Here is an 18628-nt window from a genome sequence, read left to right on the forward strand (position 1 = left end):
CGCCCAATCTTTTGAATGCTGCGCAGAAACTTGCCGCACCGTCAGAGATCGGCGTTTATCCTGGTGACCATCATGTTTTACCCCACGGTGGTGTCCTACGGGCTACGCGAGACTGCGCGCAGGCGCTGGGCGACGAGATAGTGCGGCGATGACGCAGATCTTCGGCGGCTACCCGCGGATGAGAGGCGTCACACGGCAGTTGCTCGGGCGCACCGTCGGGGAGGCGCCGACGGTTGGATCCGATCGGCCCAGCGGTAGGCCCGGAAGCCCCGTCACCGCGGGAGCACCCTCGTGACTCACGGCATGGTGCTCGGGAGGTTCCTGCCACCCCATGCCGGACACGTCTATCTCGGCGAGTTCGCAAGCCGATGGGTGGATGATCTGACCATCGTGATCTCGGTACAGGACGAAGACCCGATTTCGGGTACCCAACGATTTGCCTGGATGCGTGAGCTGTTTCCCTTCGACCACGTGGTTACCGTTGCCGTGGAAAACCCACAGCATCCGCCGGAGCATCCGTCGTACTGGGACATCTGGAAGCAGCGCCTCGAGCGGGTACTCCCCCGGCGCCCCGACTTCGTCTTTGCTTCCGAGCCTTACGGCGAGGACCTCGCCAAGGTTCTCGGAGCGCGTTTCGTGGCGGTCGATCAAGCCCGCAACATCGTTCCGGTGAGCGGAACGCGCATCAGAGCGGACCCGCTTGCCTACTGGCGCTACATCCCACGGTGCGTGCGGCCTGCCTTCGCGAAGCGCATCAGCATCATCGGCCCCGCATCCACCGGTAAGACCACCCTCGCACGAGCCCTCGCAGAAAGGCTCGGAACGACGTGGGTGCCGGAGTGGGCAAGGACACCGCGGGGGCTCAATCCCGACTCGCTAGAGGATTGGACCGAGATCGTTCGCGGACAAATCGCGTCGGAAGAGGCGCTGGCCCGCAATGCCGATCGCATCCTGATTTGCGACACCGGCCCCCTCGCGACCACCGTATGGGCCGAGTTCCTGCTTGGGCACAGCCCGCGCGAACTCGACTGTTGTGCCCGGCGTCCTTACGATCTCACGCTGCTCACCAAACCCGATCTGCCCTGCAACGCAAACCAGAGGGGTGGCCGGCCCGGCGATCGCGGCGAGTTCTTCGCGCGCTGCCAACACGCCCTGAAGACGGCCAGACGCCCGTTCGTGGTGGTCAATGGCGACTGGGACGAAAGGACGTCGACGGCTCTGCGCGCCATCGAAGAGCTCACTCCTGCGGTCCGCGTGAAGGACAGCGGTGTGGACCGCGCGGAACGCCAAGTTGGGGCGTCGCGCTCCCCGTGACAAATTCCATCACCCCCAGTCGGCGCCAACGGCCGGCTCTAGCTCCAGCGGCGGACGCGTCCCCGACCCCAACTTCCGGCGTGGCCCAAGGGTTCCGGATCCTATGGTGATGCGCCGCGCGGGCACCCCGCGCCGACCGAGATCACCGGACACTCATCCGGACAACCGAGACCAACACAGCTATCCGGACCGGGCTGGACGCCGGACTGTGGCGGATTGCCGGCGTGTGCGTTCTGGGCTCGATCATGACCATGGTGGACACCAGCGTCGTCACCGTCGCACAGCGCACATTCGTCGACACCTTCGGTTCGACCCAGGCCGTCGTTGCCTGGACGATCACCGGCTACACGCTTGCGTTGGCTGCTGTGGTCCCCCTGGCAGGCTGGGCGGCCGACCGATTCGGTACCAAACGAATGTTCATGGGTTCGATATTGGTGTTCACCCTGAGCTCACTTCTGTGCGCGATTGCGCCAAACATCGCCCTGCTGATCGCTTCTCGAGTGGTGCAGGGTCTCGGTGGCGGCATGCTGGCGCCGCTGGCCCTGACCATCGTCAACCGCGAGGCGGGCCCCAAACGGGTTGGCCGTGTGATGGCCGTGCTGGGGATTCCGGGTGTGCTCGCTCCGGCTTTTGGTCCCGCCTTGGGCGGCTGGCTCATCGACAGCTATAGCTGGCAGTGGATCTTCTGGGTCAACTTGCCGGTCGGGGTGGTCGCGGTGGGTCTGGCCGCGGTCGTGTTCCCTCGAGATACGCCCGCACCGTCGGAAACCTTCGACGTCGTCGGGATGCTGCTGCTGTCGCCGGGCCTGCCGGCGTTTTTGTACGGGATGTCGGAAATCCCCATCTATGGCACCGTGGCCGATCGCCACGTGTGGGTACCGGCGGGAATCGGTATCGCCTTGATAGTCGGGTTTGTGTTTCATGCCCTCTACCGCGCGGACAAGCCCCTCATCGATCTGCGCCTGCTCACCAACCGCGCGCTCACCTTGGCCAACGTGGCGATGTTTCTCTACATCGTCTCGACTTTCGGCGCCGGGGTGCTCTTTCCCAGCTACTTCCAACAGCTGCTCGACCACACCCCGCTGCAAGCCGGGATGAGCTTGCTGCCCCGCGGAATCGGCGCCGCGCTGGCAGTGCCGTTGGCGGGAGCGTTGGTGGACAGACGCGGTGCTCGCGGGGTACTCGTCATCGGCGTCACGCTGATTGCCACCGGTATGGGCGTCTTCGCCTTCGGGGTCGCCACCCAGCGCGACTACCTTCCGATGCTGTTGATCGGTCTGACGATCCTGGGCATGGGCATGGGCTGCACCAGGATGCCGCTTGTCGCGGTGGCAATGCAGAGCCTGGCCCCCAACCAGATCGCGAGGGGTTCAACGCTGATCAAAGTCAATCAGCAGATGGCAGCCGCGGTAGGCACCGCGCTAATGTCGGTGATCCTGACCAGCCAGCTCAACAATGGCGAAAATGCCTCCGGCGCCAGCAAGGCCGAGATCTTGCGTGAGCACCGACCCGGCGTCCCCCTTGACCAGCCCGTGTTGCACGAACTTTCGCGCGCGTACAGCGTGGTGTTTGTGGTGGCAGTCGTCCTGGCGGTGTTGGCCTTCATACCGTTGGCTTTCTTGCCGAAATGGTCGGCGCTGACCGCACTGAGCCAAACGTCGTCGCTCGAGCGCACGCCCGAACCCGACGCTGCACCCCATGGCCGGCAGTCGCCACCAGAAGACACCCGGCCCGGCGCCGGCCGCAACAGCTCATCGAACGACCTGACGCCGTTCGGGCCGGATGGCTGAATCATGCAGCGCACTGGGTACCCGGTGTCGGAAGCTCGTGGTTGGCTGGTTGCATGCGAAGAATCGAAGTCGGTGACGTTCTCGCCGCGCATCAACTCAGCGACATCCATGACCAGACGGTGCCAGTGCCCGACCCGGATCACCTGGTACATCTACAGTTCCGCCGCTTCGCCGGCTGCCCGATCTGCAACCTTCATCTCCGGTCGATCAGCGGACGACACGATGAGATCGTCGCCGCCGGAATCCGAGAGGTCGCGGTGTTTCACTCCAGCGCTTCGGCGATGCGTGAGTATCAGGCGGAACTGCCCTTCGCGACGATCGCCGACCCCGCCAAAGAGCTCTACCGCGAGTTCGGTGTCGAGTCCTCGCCGAAAGCCGTGCTAAGCCCACGGGCCTGGATGGCCGCGAGCCGGGGAATGAAGGGCCAATCGTGGCGCGGCGCCGCGGGGATCGGTGAGGGACACTTGGGACTTCCGGCCGACTTCCTCATCGGTTCAGACGGCCGGGTGCTGGCCACCAAATATGGAAACCACGCCGACGATCAGTGGTCGGTAGACGAACTATTGGACCTGGCCGCCTCCTCCCGCTGAGGCGGCTGGTCACGAGAGGTGCGATCGTGATCGATGAGCCACACCGGCCCCTGAGCCGCCGTCGCCTCTTCGGAATCGCGATGCCCGTAACCGGTGCGATCGCCCTGTCGGCTTGCACCGGTTCACCGCGCAAGCCAGCCGACGCGGGCGCATCCTCATCCGAGCAGGTGACCGTCACCGCTCCCGAAGACCTGATGCGCGAGCACGGGGTCCTCAAACGAATCTTGCTGATCTACCGAGAAGGGATCCACCGCCTGCAAGTTGGCGATCCGGCTCCCACACAAGAACTCAACGCCAGCGCTCAGATAATCCGAGCGTTCGTCGAGAACTATCACGAAGCCCTCGAAGAACGATATGTCTTTCCCATGCTGGAGCAGGCCGGAAAATTCACCGACACCACTTCCGTACTGCGCACCCAGCACCAACGAGGCCGGGGAGTCACCGACCGGATTCTCGCCGCTACCGCCGCAGCGGGTAGCGCGCCCGGCCAGCCAGGGCGAGACGCCCTGGTCCGGGATATGACGGCGTTCATCCGAATGTACGAGCCGCACGAGGCACGCGAAGACACCGTCATCTTTCCGGCGTTGCGGGACGTGATGCCGGCCGGAGAGTTCCGCGACCTGGCCGAGGGTTCGAAGACGAGGAGCACCGGCAGTTCGGCCAGGCCGGTTTTCAAGGGGTGGTCGACCAGGTCGCCGATGTCGAGAAAGCCCTCGGCATCTACGAGCTGGGCCAATTCACGGCCAGCTAGCCCCGCCTGCGCAACGCCTGCCGCCCTGCACCGAAATCGCCCTCTCCGAACTGACGAAATGCATTGCTAGGCAACATTTCCCGTTCAATCACACCATTTGCACCGAATAGTTTTCCAATGCCATACATACTGTTTGGCATTGGCAGGCATCCAACGAGCGGCTAGCGACGGCACCTAACTAGACGGGGGCCGAGCGAGGCCCCGAGTTGTGGCCTGAACTAGAACGCAAACCGGTTGAGCACGTCGAAGTTTCGCACCGGTGTGGCATAGACCAGCCGCCATAGCAGTCGTATCGGCGCCGAGGGTATGCGTGCACAAAGCGCCCCAACATGGGTCTGCTCGAGGAAGCGCAGCCGCGGGTTCCATTGCTGGAGGTCCCGCACGTCACTGATACCCCACTTGGTGATGCCCTTGGTAAAGGCCTTGGACAGCCGCGGCCCCAACGGCGACGTTGTGTCAAAGGCAAGCTCCCCGGCACCAAACCGATCCGTCACACGCTGCAGCAACATCCGGACCTCCGGCTCGGTGAGATACATGAGCAGGCCCTCTGCGACCAGCAGCGTTGGGCGATCGGTGGGTATCTCGTCCAGCCACGCCTCATCGGTCACCGACGACCCGATCATCCGGTAGCCGACGCAGTCGTCGTAGAGCTTGCGCCGCAACGCGATCACATCCGGTTGATCGACGTCGTACCATTGCGCGCTCTGTGGCGGGTGCAGCCGGAAGGCTCGGGTATCCATGCCGCACCCCAGGTGCAGAACCACGGCGTTGCGATGGCGCCCCAGAAAGTCCGTACACCAGTCATCGAACTGCTTGGCCCGCATGGTGACCATGTATTGGCTGGTTGCGGGCCACATGGTGCGGTCCATGCGGCCCCAGTCGTATTCGATGCGCTGCACCGCCTCCGCTGCCGCCGTGTCGCCCAGAATTGGCGCCGGCGAGCGGCTCTCGCATGCCCGCAAGTACAGCGTGCAGAGATTTGTCCACTCCACCGACCCCCACCGCACATCGCTGAAGTCGACCTTGTGCGTCTCGGTCATTGCTGCCTCCGTTTGCCCGATTACGACTGCCGCTACGAACGCCGCCTTACCCCGAATTGTGCAATGCCACTCGAGTATCAGAATCCTCCCCACCAGGGTGACCTCCACGATGCCACCGATACGAACTACCCGACAGGCCTGGGCCTGCGATCAAGGCCCCGTTTCGCATTGATAGGCGCCGATTGTTGAACCATTCGAGATCAGTCTTGGACGGTCACTCGCCGGCGCTGCGACGATCCGAGGTATGGCAAAGGCATCGACCCAAGCCGGTTGCCGCTACCGGAGAGGAACCTTCAATGACCACGACGTCCGACCGCCTCACCACCCACGCCATCTCCCTGTGGGATGGCGAAATCGTTGAGGAAAGCGACCTGGGTTCGATCCGCCGAGTCACCGCTGACACCTTCCCGATCCTGCGAGGCATGTCGATCAAGCGAGTGCTGATCAACCCGGGCGCGATGCGTACCCCCCACTGGCATGCCAACGCCAACGAGCTGACCTACTGCGTGTCCGGAACCTCACTGGTGTCAGTGCTCGACAGCGGAAGCCAGTTCTCGTCATTCACCGTCAGCGCCGGCGAGATGTTCCACATCGACTCGGGGTCGCTGCACCACATCGAGAACATCGGCGAGGACGTCGCCGAGTTCATCATCGCCTTCCGCCACGAACGCCCCGAAGACTTCGGCTTGGGCGCTGCGTTTGGCGCGATGACCGATGCCGTGCTGGGCAACACCTACGACCTGGACGCCGCCGCGTTCGGCACGATCCGTCGTCGCGCCTCCCACCGAGCGCTGGCGGCCCGATCCGGCCCTGCGGTGGCCCCCGGCACTGCCTGGTACAACGACCCGCACAAGTTTGCGGTGGAGGCTCAGCAACCGCCCATCAGCGTCGCGGTCGGTTCGGCGCGGCTCGCGCGGGTGCAGTACTGGCCGGCGTTGAAGGACTTGTCGATGTACTCACTGCGGATCAAGGAGGATGGCATGCGCGAACCGCATTGGCACCCCGTCACGGCCGAAATGGGTTATGTACAAAAGGGTTCGGCCCGGATGACAGTCATGGACCCCGATGGCACCCTGGACACTTGGCACCTGAACGCGGGAGACGTCTACTTCATCCCGCGCGCCTATCCGCACCACATCGAGGTGATCGACTGCGACGAGTGGCACTTCACCATCTTTTTCGACCAACCCACACCCGGCGACATCGGCTACCGCGCTTCGGTGAGCGCCTACTCGCGCGAGGTGCTGGCCGCCACCTTCAACACCCACATCGACGACCTGCCGGACTTCCCGTTCACCCGGACTGACCCCCTGGTCGTCAATCGCATCAATCCCGTCGACCGGCACCTGGTAGGTGAGTGACCGCAAGCCGGCCGAAACCGGACAGCTGCGAATGTGAACGCGGGCCCCGACCAGGTAACGACGAAAGTCCCTAGTGGAGCTGGCAAGGTGCTGCGATCGTTTCTGCCATGCCAATGGGTCGATGATGACCGGGCAGGAGGTAGACATGTCATTTCTCACCGTGCTGCCGGACATGGTGGCCACGTCCGCGGAAAATCTGGTGGATGTTTGTTCGACGCTGGGGGTGGCGAACGCGGCGGCCGCGGTCCCCACGACGGGGATAGCAGCCGCAGCCTCCGATGAGGTATCCACCGCCATTGCAACGCTATTCGGCTCCTACGCTCAGGAGTACCAAACCCTCAGCGCCCGGGCGGCAGCATTTCATGACGAGTTCGTGAGCGTGTTGAAAGGCAGCGGGGCCGCATACCTAAGCGCCGAAGTCGCCAACGCCGAGCAGAATCTGATCAAGACGGTGAACGCGCCCGCTCGAGCATTGCTCGGGCACCCGTTGATCCCCACCGATGGTTCCGCAACCGCTGGCCCCGGCACTGGCGTCATCGGGACCGCAGGCCTGCGAACCGTCGATGCCGTAGCGACTGCGGTGCGTAGCGGCGCGAACGCCACACTTGGCCGGGTCACTGCGGCCGAGTCCGTGGTTGCCGCCTCGGCCACCCGGGTCGCCAGCGCGGCCACGCTCCTTCCCGGGCACGTCGCGGCCAGCGTGGAATCCGTTTCCGCATCGTTGCCTGCCTCGCTCGCGTCGCTGTCGCTGCTCGGCTCCACCGCGGCACCGGCGGCACAGGCGACGGTGGACATTGCCGCCCCGTACCAGGAACTGATCGAGAACACGGCCGCCAACCTGCAAAGCCTGGGCAGCACGTGGGCCGCCAATCCGGCGCCCTTCTTGAGTCAGATCCTCGCCAACCAGCTGGGTTACGGGCAAACGATCGCCACGTCGCTGCAGAACGCAGCCCAGGACCTCGGTGCCGTGCTGTATGACCCGTCGGCGCTGAATCGGGCGTTGGCTGACCTATCCCCGATCTCGGCCATTGGGGGACAGATCCAGCAAAACCTCATCAATCTCGGTGGCACAGCACTCACCGACGTGGCACCCGCGGTGGCGTTCGTGGCAGCAGGTCCCGCGCTCAGCACACTGCAGGGGTTCGGAATTAGCTTGAACGCCTTCACCACCGCGGTGCAGAGCGGGGACATTGCGGGGGCATTGGGCGCCCTCGTCGATGCTCCTGCTGTCTTGGCCAACGGCTTCCTCAATGGTGGGGTGACGCTGCCGTTGTTGCTGCCGATCGGTCTGGGATTCGTGGTCCTCGATGTCCCGTTCGACGGGATTCTCGTTGCTCCACATGCCACCACAGCGACCGTGACCTGGTTCCTGCCGTATTTTCAGGAGGTTGTCTCGGGTCCCACCGTTGGCGGCATCGTTAGCACGCTATTGACCTCTGTGCCACAAGAATTAGCGACGGCGATCACTCCCGCCTAGCCGTCCAAGCTGCCGCCCTTCACCGACATCTGTCGGCACGGGGTAGCCGCGGTTGTCACGGTTGCTCCCGATGATCGGGTGCGGGCAACGGTTTCCACGCCGATGACACCGACGCGCTCCAACGTGGGGCGCGGTGCTGCAGGAACGCCTCGACTCCCTCGCGTGCATCGGCACTGCCCATGACCCGCCGATGCAGTTGTGTCTCCAGCTCGGCGACCTGACGCGGTGTGTAGCCGTTGATCAGGGTGTCCCACAGCAGCCGCTTGCTCAGCGCGACCGACATCGGTGCGGTGTTGGCCGCGATGTCGCGCGCCACGGCCATTGCGTGTCCGAGCACGTGCGGACCCGGCAGTGTTCGGGTGGCGATTCCCATGGCCAATGCCTCCGCGCCGTCGAACGTGCGCCCGGTCAACAGGATGTCCGCTGCCGCCGCACTGCCCACCAGATGCGGCAGGGTCCAATGCGACATGCAGTCGGCAATGACTCCGCGACGGACCTGCACGACCGCGTATTTGGCGAACTCCGCCATGATCCGGATGTCGGCTTGCAAGGCGATGGTCAGACCGATCCCGATGGCGTGGCCGTTGACTGCGGCGATGACGGGCGTGCGCAACTCGAATGCCGCGGGATCTATCGGTGCTGCGGTAAACCCGCCGCCACCGTCGGGCGCGTCAAAAGGATTTGTGTCCCCGGAGAAATCGGCGCCGGCGCAAAACGCATCACCGGCTCCGGTGACCACGATCGCGCGCACCGCATCATCGTCATCGCACTGCCGGTAGGCCGAGCTGAGCGACAGTCCCATCTCGGCGGTGTAGGCGTTGCGGCGCTGCGGACGGTTCAGGGTCAATATCGCGATGCCGTCGGTGACGCTCACGGTGAGATCGGTCATGTCGAGGTACCGATCGCCGGTGACCACCGCCGATCCATCGCCGCACGAACTTCGCCGGCGAGTGCATCGAGCTGAGCGCTCACGCTGGCATCGAAGCCCTGTTCGGCGATGGCCTGCTGAACGCGGACGAGCCGGCCGGCGACGGCACGTCGATGCACCGGCAGCCGCGCCGTCCAGGCTAGTTCGCGAAGCAGCGACAGCAGTCTGGCCAGCACCACCGGATCTCTGGAGCCATACTGCTGCACCTGCGTGCACACGACATCAAGTAGCGCGGCCAGGTCCGGCGCGGCGACGACTACCCGGGGCGCCCCGTCGTCGTCGCGCAGCACCCGATAGCCCAGCCGGTAGTTGACGAGGTCACACAAAACGGCCGCACAAGAACTCAAGCCGTGCACCGCGGTGGTCGGGTCGTTGATGCCCGGGGAAAGTGCCCGGATCACGACATCGGTGAGCTGTCGCAGCCCGTAGCTGATGTCTTGGGTGCTGGTGCGCTCCATACCGGTGCGCATCGCAGCGCAGACGCGTTTGCGCAGCGACGCCAGTCTTTCCGCATCAAGCGGACACGACGGATCCGCCGACCAGCAGAATGCGGCCGGCACGCCCGCGATCAGCGAAGATCCGACTTGACGGTCGAGCCAGACGACGGCGTCGGCGTCCACCGCTGCGGCCAGGACGGCGCGCTCATCGACTTCCACCAGGAAACCCGACGCTTGGGTCACGATCATCGAATGCGCCGTCGGAGGTGATGGAATGCGGTCGTCGGGCTCGTCGTCATCGAGCGGATCCAGCACGCGGTGGGCGGTCGCGGTCGCCTCAGCCGAGACGTGGCCGAGCATCATCTCGATCCGGATCTGACGCACCAGATGGCCCAGAAACAAGACCAGGGCCAGCACACTCACCATGGCCAACAGATAGGACAGCGTTACCGCGATCTGGGGAACGAACTCGGCGCCTTCACCGCGCTTGTTGCGGACGCTGCGCAGGACCGTCAGCGCATAGGCGAACGTGGCGAGGAACACCGCCAGCGTGCGCTGAACGAAATGATCGGCGGCGAAGGTGCGGAGCAGTCTGGGCGTGTACTGACTGCTGGCCAGCTGCAGGGTGATCAGGGTCAACGAGAACGTCAACGACGTCACCGTCACCAACGAGGTCGCGATCGCGCTCAGCAGTTCCCGCGCCGCATCGGCGCCACCACCGAATATGTAGCTGGTCAGCGCGGGCGGCATGTGCGGATCGACGGCGCTGTCGACTTCGGGTAGCGCCAGCCCAACCGCGATCGCCATCACTACGCCCAGTGCCGGCGTTGGCCACAATCGGCTGCGCAGGCCTTCGGCGATCGCGACTCGACGCTGGGTGAGAGCCTGCAGAAAGCCCCGCAGGCCCGAATTCCGCTCACCCCCGCGCCACACCCGGCTACCCGCCGCCCGAGCCTGATCGATAGGTGCGTTCTCGGGTGTTCGGGTCCGTCATGGGGCCTCCTCAAACATGCAGCCCAACCAGTCATACACCCGGAGGTGCTCCGCAGACACCCCTGCGGGCTCCCGCGCGTCGCTTGCCGCGGCCCATCCACGGTCGGTCCAGTGGCGCGCGGGCTTAGACTCCATTCGGCGCGGCGGTAGCAAAGGAGCGCTTCGCCAGGGCGACGGTGGGTCGCGTACCGTCAGCGGCTTCAGTGTCGCCCCATACCGATGCGCGAAGGAGAGCATGTGCAGGCGCCAGCAAAAGCCATTGAAGCCGATTACCTCGTGGTGGGAGCCGGTGCAATGGGAATGGCGTTCACCGACACGCTCATCACCGAATCCGATGCGCGGGTGGTTATCGTCGACCGCGCGCATGCGCCGGGTGGGCACTGGACCACGGCTTACCCCTTCGTACGGCTGCATCAACCGTCGGCGTACTACGGCGTCAACTCACGGCCATTGGGCAACAACACCATTGACGCCGTCGGCTGGAACCAGGGGCTGAACGAACTCGCACCCGTCGGCGAGATCTGCGCCTACTTCGACGCCGTCATGCAGCAGCAGTTTCTTCCCACCGGCCGGGTCGAGTACTTCCCGATGAGCGAATACCTCGGTGATGGCCGGTTCCGGACCCTGGGTGGAGCAGAACACCAGGTCACCGTCAGCCGTCGCATCGTCGATGCCACCTACCTGCGTGCCGTCGTGCCGTCCATGCGGCCGACGCCTTACCCGGTGGCGCCCGGGATCGACTGCATTGCGCCCAACGATCTGCCCAAGTTCACCGGAAAAGATCGGTACGTGATCGTCGGCGCGGGCAAGACCGCCATGGATGTCTGCCTTTGGTTGCTACGCAATAGCGTCGATCCCGGCCAGCTGACCTGGATCAAGCCCCGAGACGCGTGGCTGATCGACCGCGCCACGCTGCAGCCCGGGCCGACATTCATCAAGCAGTTCCGCGATAGTTACGGCATCACTCTCGAGGCAATCGGTAGAGCAACATCGATCCGGGATCTGTTTGACCGGCTCGAAAAGGCCGGAACATTGCTTCGGCTCGACCCTGCGGTACGGCCAACCATGTATCGGTGCGCGACGGTGTCACAGCCCGAATTCGACCAACTGCGCCGCATCGAGGACGTGGTGAGGATGGGCCACGTCCAGCGCATCGACTCCACCGAGATCGTGCTCGACGGCGGATCGGTCCCCTGCTCAGCGTCGGGCCTCTATGTCGACTGCACCGCCGACGGCGCACCGCAGCGCCCGGCCAAACCCGTCTTCGACGGCGATCACCTCACCCTGCAGGCGGTACGCGGATGCCAGCAGGTATTCAGTGCCGCCTTTACCGCGCACGTTGAACTCGCCTACGACGGGGACGAGGTGAAAAACCAGGGCTCCGGCGTTGTTGATTAGCAGGCTTGTGAGCTGGGGAATTGTGGATTGAGGAGGTCTAGGCGGCGGTTGGCGGTCAAAGCGGTGATCCGGCAGGCTTCGGCGATGTTGTCGGCGCCGTTGAGGCGGTGCAGATTGATCGCGGTGTTGCGTAGCGTTGCTAGGACCTGTGCGCCGTTTCCGGTATGTGCCCTTTGACGGTCTTCGTCGAAGGTGACGTCGCGTATCCAGTGCAGGCTGTTCTCGATTCCCCAGTGTTGACGCATCCAGGTCATGATCGCGGTAGGGCGGGCGTGCTCGAAGGGCAGGCTGCAGATGGCATAGACCACCTCCACGCTGCGCTGGTCGGTGGCGGTGATCAAGCGTTCACGAGTGATCCGGATGATTTGTTTTGCGTAGGGGAAGCCGATTCCTCGTGCAGCGGTGATGATTTGCAGGGTGCGGGTCTCGACACGGCCGTGGCCGCGGGAGTCGTCGGTAGCGGCTGTGGGCACCTCGGCCCAGGGCAGCGCGGTGATACGCGCAAGTATTTTGGCTTGGTTGGACTTGACGATCATCAGGTAGTGCGACTTCAAGGTGGCGCAGATCAACTTCGCGGTGACGACCTGGGTATGCATCGCATCCACGGTGACCAGCCACCGCAAGCTACCCGGCAGCAGCGTGAGCAGGGCACGTACGCAGGGAATTTCATTGCTTTTCTCGGCGACAGCGAGTTGACCGAGCACCAATCGGGCACGGTGGGCGAACACCGACACGAGATGCGTGGCTGTCGCTTTGGCGCGTAAAGCACCACGCAGCATCTTGCCGTCCAACGCGATCGGCACCAATCCACTGGGGTCGCTGCTGGCCACGTGTGCAGTGAAGTAACTGCCCATCCTGGCGTTGAGGTCGGCGGGGTCTAGCCGAGACAAAACAGCGCGGAAGGTCTTCTCACTGGGCCGCCGGAACCGGACCCCTAATTGGGCCAACACATCATCGGGAGCGGTGGCCGCCCATGTGGCAAAACCAGCATAGCCGCGCATCCCCGCGGCAGTGGCCAGAACCGCGATCGCCAACAAAGCCATCAGCGAATACCTCCGACCGCGTGGGCCCCTCGGGTCTGGCACCGAGGCCAACACATCGAGAAACTCCGATCCGATGAGCTCGCTGCGCTCACCAGGACTCCAGCGGTCGAACACCTCTGGAACCGACGACACAGGCAATACTGAAACGGTAGGCACGGGCAACTCCAGACCAACGACGAACAGTAACCAACTCGATCGTTCTCCAGATAGCCCGTGCCTACACTCCGGCCCCAATAGCGCGGCACCAAAGATCATCAACCCAGCTCACAAGCCTGCTAATCAACAACGCCGGAGCCCTGGGTGAAAAACGAGCTCTGTACCCCGATTCCACATCCGGATTCCGATCTGGACTGGATGCGGCTGACACACTCCGACCTTCGAAACTTTCAGCGCTGGCTCGACGATGTCGAGCTCACCGACTGGCTGAGTTCGGCGCGGTTGAACCTGCTAGCCGACTTGCTCCCGCCCCTGTAGCACAAGCCGAGGGTGCGCGACCGGGTGGTATCGATGTTCCGATCGAAGTTGAACATCGCCAGCGAGCAGCTGGAGAAGCTGCTCAGCGATCATGGTCACGACGGCGCAAGTCAACAACAGTGAGGACAGGACGTGCCGGACAACACTGACGCCCAAGCGCCGTTGGTCGCCCTCCCCCAGGGCTCCGGCGTTGTTGATTAGCAGGCTTGTGAGCTGGGGAATTGTGGATTGAGGAGGTCTAGGCGGCGGTTGGCGGTCAAAGCGGTGATCCGGCAGGCTTCGGCGATGTTGTCGGCGCCGTTGAGGCGGTGCAGATTGATCGCGGTGTTGCGTAGCGTTGCTAGGACCTGTGCGCCGTTTCCGGTATGTGCCCTTTGACGGTCTTCGTCGAAGGTGACGTCGCGTATCCAGTGCAGGCTGTTCTCGATTCCCCAGTGTTGACGCATCCAGGTCATGATCGCGGTAGGGCGGGCGTGCTCGAACGGCAGGCTGCAGATGGCATAGACCACCTCCACGCTGCGCTGGTCGGTGGCGGTGATCAAGCGTTCACGAGTGATCCGGATGATTTGTTTTGCGTAGGGGAAGCCGATTCCTCGTGCAGCGGTGATGATTTGCAGGGTGCGGGTCTCGACACGGCCGTGGCCGCGGGAGTCGTCGGTAGCGGCTGTGGGCACCTCGGCCCAGGGCAGCGCGGTGATACGCGCAAGTATTTTGGCTTGGTTGGACTTGACGATCATCAGGTAGTGCGACTTCAAGGTGGCGCAGATCAACTTCGCGGTGACGACCTGGGTATGCATCGCATCCACGGTGACCAGCCACCGCAAGCTACCCGGCAGCAGCGTGAGCAGGGCACGTACGCAGGGAATTTCATTGCTTTTCTCGGCGACAGCGAGTTGACCGAGCACCAATCGGGCACGGTGGGCGAACACCGACACGAGATGCGTGGCTGTCGCTTTGGCGCGTAAAGCACCACGCAGCATCTTGCCGTCCAACGCGATCGGCACCAATCCACTGGGGTCGCTGCTGGCCACGTGTGCAGTGAAGTAACTGCCCATCCTGGCGTTGAGGTCGGCGGGGTCTAGCCGAGACAAAACAGCGCGGAAGGTCTTCTCACTGGGCCGCCGGAACCGGACCCCTAATTGGGCCAACACATCATCGGGAGCGGTGGCCGCCCATGCGGCAAAACCAGCATAGCCGCGCATCCCCGCGGCAGTGGCCAGAACCGCGATCGCCAACAAAGCCACCAGCGAATACCTCCGACCGCGTGGGCCCCTCGGGTCTGGCACCGAGGCCAACACATCGAGAAACTCCGATCCGATGAGCTCGCTGCGCTCACCAGGACTCCAGCAGTCGAACACCTCTGGAACCGACGACACACGCAATACTGAAACGGTAGGCACGGGCAACTCCAGACCAACGACGAACAGTAACCAACTCGATCGTTCTCCAGATAGCCCGTGCCTACACTCCGGCCCCAATAGCGCGGCACCAAAGATCATCAACCCAGCTCACAAGCCTGCTAATCAACAACGCCGGAGCCCTGCGCCCTCCCCGGTGCTGGATACGTATACCGAACAAGCTGGCGACTGGCCACCACCGATATCGACGAACACATGCGGCTACGCCTCGATGGTGTCGCGCGCTACATCCAAGAAGTCGGCGCCGAGCATCTCGCCGATGCCGAATTGGCCGAGGTCCACCCCCATTGGATCGTCCTGCGCACCGTGATCGACGTTATCGAGCCGATCGAGCTACCCAGCGAGATCACCTTCCGCCGTTGGTGCGCAGCCCTTTCCACCAGATGGTGCAACATGCGCGTTCAGTTGGAGGGCTCGCACGGTGGACGGATCGAAACCGAAGGCTTCTGGCTGTGCGTCAACAAGGACACCTTGACTCCGTCACGACTCACCGATGCTTTCCTGACCCGCTTCGGCAGCACCACCGACGACCACCGGCTCAAGTGGCGGCCTTGGCTCACCGAGCCGATCACGGCCGGTGTGGACACACCTTTTCCGTTGCGTCGCACAGATATTGATCCGTTTGAGCATGTCAACAACACCATCTACTGGCACGGCATACACGAGATACTCAGCCAACAGACGACCTTGACGGCCCCCTACCGCGCCGTGCTCGAGTACCGCAGCCCGATCAAGTTTGGCGAAACGGTCACCATCCGCTCCGAGCAACGCGACGGGGTGACACACCTCCAGTTCACCGTCGGTGACGACGTTCGCGCGGCGGCCCTGTTGCGCAAGCTTTAGCGCGGTTATCTCCCGTGCCCGATCCCCAGCGGCGATCGGCCGCTCTGGACCGAAACGCCGATCGAGATCGTCCACCCGGATACTTGTGGACCCCCCAAATATCCTTGCGCTAATTCTATTGATGAATTCTAGTTCTAAATTCCAATTGTGAATTCTAGTTACGCATTCTAGTCATGAATCCAGTATTGGTTGCACGGTGTCGCGAGCTTTGGTAATTTGACACCGACGGCGTCAGAAAAATTGTCCGATTTGCAGACGGCAGAATTTGCATGAGTCTTCAGCCGCAACAGTCTTCGCAGGTAGTGCCAACGTAGCGTTAAGGTTTCGATGTTTGAAGCATTGAAACCAATGGCATCTACGCCAAAATAACGGCAATTGACCGCATAGTCGACTTTTATAAAAGCACGAGCCATAGGATTTGCCAGTGCCCCATAATAATTCTGGCGTTCTGCCGCCAGGGCCACCACTTTCTCGGTCACTACAAGCCGCATTGATGTTGCTGCGCGGGCCGCAATTTCTGGCCGCCTGCCGGCGCCGGTACGGCGACGTATTCACACTGCGGATCGCGAGGATGGGCACGCAGGTATACCTGGCCGATCCTGGCGACATCAAGACGGTGTTTACCGGCGATACCCACATCTTCCACGCGGGCGACGCGAATGCGCTGTTGAGCGGCTTGATCGGGGACAGCTCGTTGATGGTGCTGGATGAAGAAGCGCATCGATGCCGGCGACGCACCATGCTGGCCCCCTTCCACCGCGACGCCGTTGCCCGCCAAGCCGGGCTGATGGCTGAGATCGCCGCGGACAATGTCGCTGGGTGGCCGGCGGGAAGAACGTTCCCGGTCACCGTGAGGATGTCTGAGATCACTTTGGAAGTGATCCTGCGGACGGTAATCGGCGCCACCGACCCGGCTCGCCTCGCGGCGCTGCGCACGGCCGTGCCGCGGCTGCTGAGCATGGGCCCTTGGGGCACCTTGGCGCTCGCCAATCCGAAGCTTCTCAGCCGCCGTCCGTGGCGAGGGCTGCGAAAGCGAATTGCCGATGTGGATAACCTCCTGTACGCGGAGATCACCGACCGTCGCAACGACGCTGAACTAGGCAAACGCGCCGATGTGCTGGCGATGCTGATCCGCACTGAAGGCAACGACAATGCAATGACGGACCGCGAACTACGTGACCAACTCGTCACGTTGCTAGTGGCCGGGTATGACACCAGCGCGACAGGCTTGGCCTGGGCGCTAGAGCGCCTGACCCGCCACCCAACGATCTTGACGAGGGCGGTGGCGGCGGCCCACGCCAGCGCGGCAGGCGATGCCGCCGGCGACGAATACCTCGACGCGGTAGTAAAGGAAACGTTGCGGATCCGCCCGCTGGCATTCGCGGTGGGCCGGGTGCTTGCAGCGCCCGTCGAGGTGGCCGGCTACCAGCTACCGGCTGGGGCATGGGCGCTGCCAGGAATCGGGCTGGTGCATGCCAGCGCCGCGCTCTATCCCGATCCCGACCGATTCGACCCAGATCGGATGATAGGCGTATCTCCGGGGCCGACCACCTGGCTACCGTTCGGAGGCGGCGCTCGCCGCTGCCTCGGGGCCACCTTCGCCCTCGTCGAAATGAGAGTTGTCTTACGTGAGGTCCTGCGGCGGGCCGAATTGATAACCACAACGGCGGCCGATGAGACGCCGACGCTAAAGTACGTCACCTTGATACCAAGCCGCGGCGCGCGCATCAGCGTCCGGACAATCAAGAACATCCCGCCGGCGTCGCCGGTGGGAGCGGAAAAGCCGGCAACAACTCCGGGGTGCCCCGCCACGGAGAATGTTGGCGCTACCCGGCCGGCGTTTTAGCCGGAGACGTCCTGCGCACTAATCATTCGCGCTTGATTCCGGTGGTATCTAGGTCGCCGCTGTCCAAGCACGATGAAAGATGCGGATCAAAAGATCTGGGGGGGACGGATATCAAGGACGAGCAGCCCATTCGACCATAGCGACAGCGCAGGGTGCGGATCGCGCATGTTCGGAGTCCGGACGAACGTCGGCATCGGACGGCCGCATCCACGAGTCGGGGTAAATGGGTCCGGGCCGCCGTTCTGCCTCTCGACAGTGCCGCACCATTGTCTCGCGGTGTGAATTACATTACGATCCGATCGTAATGGAGTCAACGGCATGGACTGACCAGCCCGAACCTCGAGTTCGATCGCAGGGACGACCGAGGGATGCCCGCATCGATGCCGCGGTGTTGCGTGCGACGACCGAGCTCCTCGAGGAGATCGGGTATGCCCGGCTCACCATTCCCCTGGTCGCGGCGCGGGCCGGCGCCACTCCCCCGGCCGTCTACCGCCGGTTCCCCACCAAGATCGAGTTGGTATACGAGGCGGTCTTTCCCAACCCGACCAGTACCGAGCTGCCGTTGACCGATGGACTCGAATCGGGCATCCGCGCACTACTGCGTGCCGCCATCGATCTGTTCAGCAGACCGGCGGTGCATTCCGCGTTGTCCGGGCTGATGGCCGAATTGCCCTCCGAGCCCGGCCTTTCGGCCCGGCTACTCAGCCGGCTACAGAGCAGCAGCTACGGTCAACTGCAGCGCTTCCTCGACCACGCCGCGGCCAGCGGGCAAGCCCCCCCCGACGTCGACGCCCGGATCTTGCTGGACATGATCGGCGGAACCGTGATGATGGCCCTGGCAAACGAACGCGATCTCGATGCCGCTTGGATGGACCACACCACCACACTGCTGTTGGGCGGGCTGGCCCGGTGAGCGAGTCAACGC

The 18628-nt window shown here is 63.7% G+C and carries 12 protein-coding genes and 5 pseudogenes; 11 read left to right on the forward strand and 6 right to left on the reverse strand.

The genetic code is table 11. The annotated features are described in order from the left end of the window. The first annotated feature begins 291 nt into the window (after nt 1–291). From MPSD_RS15085 to MPSD_RS15100, 4 genes and pseudogenes are all read left to right on the forward strand, one after another. Complete coding sequence (locus MPSD_RS15085) at nt 292–1314, forward strand: AAA family ATPase (protein ID WP_020787279.1); 1023 nt, start codon at nt 292–294, stop codon at nt 1312–1314. A 109-nt stretch (nt 1315–1423) separates the two neighbouring features. Then, nucleotides 1424–3104 (forward strand): annotated as a pseudogene (locus MPSD_RS15090) (DHA2 family efflux MFS transporter permease subunit). A 53-nt stretch (nt 3105–3157) separates the two neighbouring features. Beyond that, the gene (locus tag MPSD_RS15095) at nt 3158–3694 is read left to right on the forward strand and encodes a peroxiredoxin-like family protein (protein ID WP_012394661.1); all 537 of its coding nucleotides are present in this window, start codon (nt 3158–3160) and stop codon (nt 3692–3694) included. A 26-nt stretch (nt 3695–3720) separates the two neighbouring features. After that, a pseudogene (locus tag MPSD_RS15100) lies at nt 3721–4445 on the forward strand (hemerythrin domain-containing protein). A gap of 218 nt (nt 4446–4663) precedes the next feature. Here the strand turns inward: MPSD_RS15100 and MPSD_RS15105 are convergent. Further along, nucleotides 4664–5485, reverse strand: coding sequence for a class I SAM-dependent methyltransferase (locus MPSD_RS15105; protein WP_020787276.1), 822 nt, complete (start codon nt 5483–5485; stop codon nt 4664–4666). 296 nt (nt 5486–5781) lie between these two features. Between MPSD_RS15105 and MPSD_RS15110 the strand changes: the two genes are divergently transcribed. Both MPSD_RS15110 and MPSD_RS15115 read left to right on the forward strand, forming a co-directional pair. Continuing rightward, complete coding sequence (locus MPSD_RS15110; protein ID WP_020787275.1) at nt 5782–6846, forward strand: cupin domain-containing protein; 1065 nt, start codon at nt 5782–5784, stop codon at nt 6844–6846. A gap of 145 nt (nt 6847–6991) precedes the next feature. After that, nucleotides 6992–8323 (forward strand): PE family protein, encoded by a 1332-nt coding sequence (locus MPSD_RS15115; RefSeq protein WP_012394667.1) that lies wholly within the window; start codon nt 6992–6994, stop codon nt 8321–8323. Between the two features lie 55 nt (nt 8324–8378). On the opposite strand, the gene MPSD_RS15120 is transcribed toward MPSD_RS15115, so the two are convergent. Both MPSD_RS15120 and MPSD_RS15125 read right to left on the reverse strand, forming a co-directional pair. Beyond that, nucleotides 8379–9212: an enoyl-CoA hydratase-related protein gene (locus MPSD_RS15120; protein ID WP_036427291.1), complete on the reverse strand. Its 834-nt coding sequence runs from the start codon at nt 9210–9212 to the stop codon at nt 8379–8381. Then, a complete protein-coding gene (locus tag MPSD_RS15125) occupies nt 9209–10621 on the reverse strand; it encodes a DUF2254 domain-containing protein (RefSeq protein ID WP_086085699.1) in 1413 nt (470 codons plus the stop codon). The genes MPSD_RS15120 and MPSD_RS15125 overlap by 4 nt, the downstream gene beginning before the upstream one ends. A gap of 279 nt (nt 10622–10900) precedes the next feature. On the opposite strand from MPSD_RS15125, the pseudogene MPSD_RS15130 reads away from it, so the two are divergent. Then, nucleotides 10901–12058, forward strand: a pseudogene (locus tag MPSD_RS15130) (NAD(P)-binding protein); the annotation flags it as partial. A 17-nt stretch (nt 12059–12075) separates the two neighbouring features. Here MPSD_RS15130 and MPSD_RS15135 read toward each other — a convergent pair. Beyond that, a complete protein-coding gene (locus MPSD_RS15135; RefSeq protein WP_420811928.1) occupies nt 12076–13278 on the reverse strand; it encodes an ISAs1-like element IS2404/ISMul1 family transposase in 1203 nt (400 codons plus the stop codon). 144 nt (nt 13279–13422) lie between these two features. Between MPSD_RS15135 and MPSD_RS15145 the strand changes: the two are divergent. Further along, nucleotides 13423–13719, forward strand: a pseudogene (locus MPSD_RS15145) (NAD(P)/FAD-dependent oxidoreductase); the annotation flags it as partial. Nucleotides 13720–13793: 74 nt separating this feature from the next. On the opposite strand, the gene MPSD_RS15150 reads toward MPSD_RS15145, so the two are convergent. Further along, nucleotides 13794–14996, reverse strand: coding sequence for an ISAs1-like element IS2404/ISMul1 family transposase (locus tag MPSD_RS15150; protein WP_420811929.1), 1203 nt, complete (start codon nt 14994–14996; stop codon nt 13794–13796). A gap of 150 nt (nt 14997–15146) precedes the next feature. On the opposite strand from MPSD_RS15150, the pseudogene MPSD_RS15160 reads away from it, so the two are divergent. Beyond that, nucleotides 15147–15857: pseudogene (locus tag MPSD_RS15160) on the forward strand (acyl-[acyl-carrier-protein] thioesterase); the annotation flags it as partial. 167 nt (nt 15858–16024) lie between these two features. Here the strand turns inward: MPSD_RS15160 and MPSD_RS27865 are convergent. Continuing rightward, nucleotides 16025–16336: a hypothetical protein gene (locus MPSD_RS27865; RefSeq protein WP_131807378.1), complete on the reverse strand. Its 312-nt coding sequence runs from the start codon at nt 16334–16336 to the stop codon at nt 16025–16027. Between MPSD_RS27865 and MPSD_RS15165 the strand changes: the two genes are divergently transcribed. Together MPSD_RS15165 and MPSD_RS15170 are read left to right on the forward strand one after the other, a co-directional pair. Further along, complete coding sequence (locus MPSD_RS15165; protein WP_015355745.1) at nt 16282–17703, forward strand: cytochrome P450; 1422 nt, start codon at nt 16282–16284, stop codon at nt 17701–17703. The genes MPSD_RS27865 and MPSD_RS15165 overlap by 55 nt on opposite strands. A gap of 388 nt (nt 17704–18091) precedes the next feature. Further along, nucleotides 18092–18616: a TetR/AcrR family transcriptional regulator gene (locus MPSD_RS15170; RefSeq protein WP_086085253.1), complete on the forward strand. Its 525-nt coding sequence runs from the start codon at nt 18092–18094 to the stop codon at nt 18614–18616. The last annotated feature ends 12 nt before the right edge of the window (nt 18617–18628 follow it).

Origin of the sequence: Mycobacterium pseudoshottsii JCM 15466, from assembly GCF_003584745.1 — a bacterium.
Lineage (GTDB): Bacteria > Actinomycetota > Actinomycetes > Mycobacteriales > Mycobacteriaceae > Mycobacterium > Mycobacterium marinum.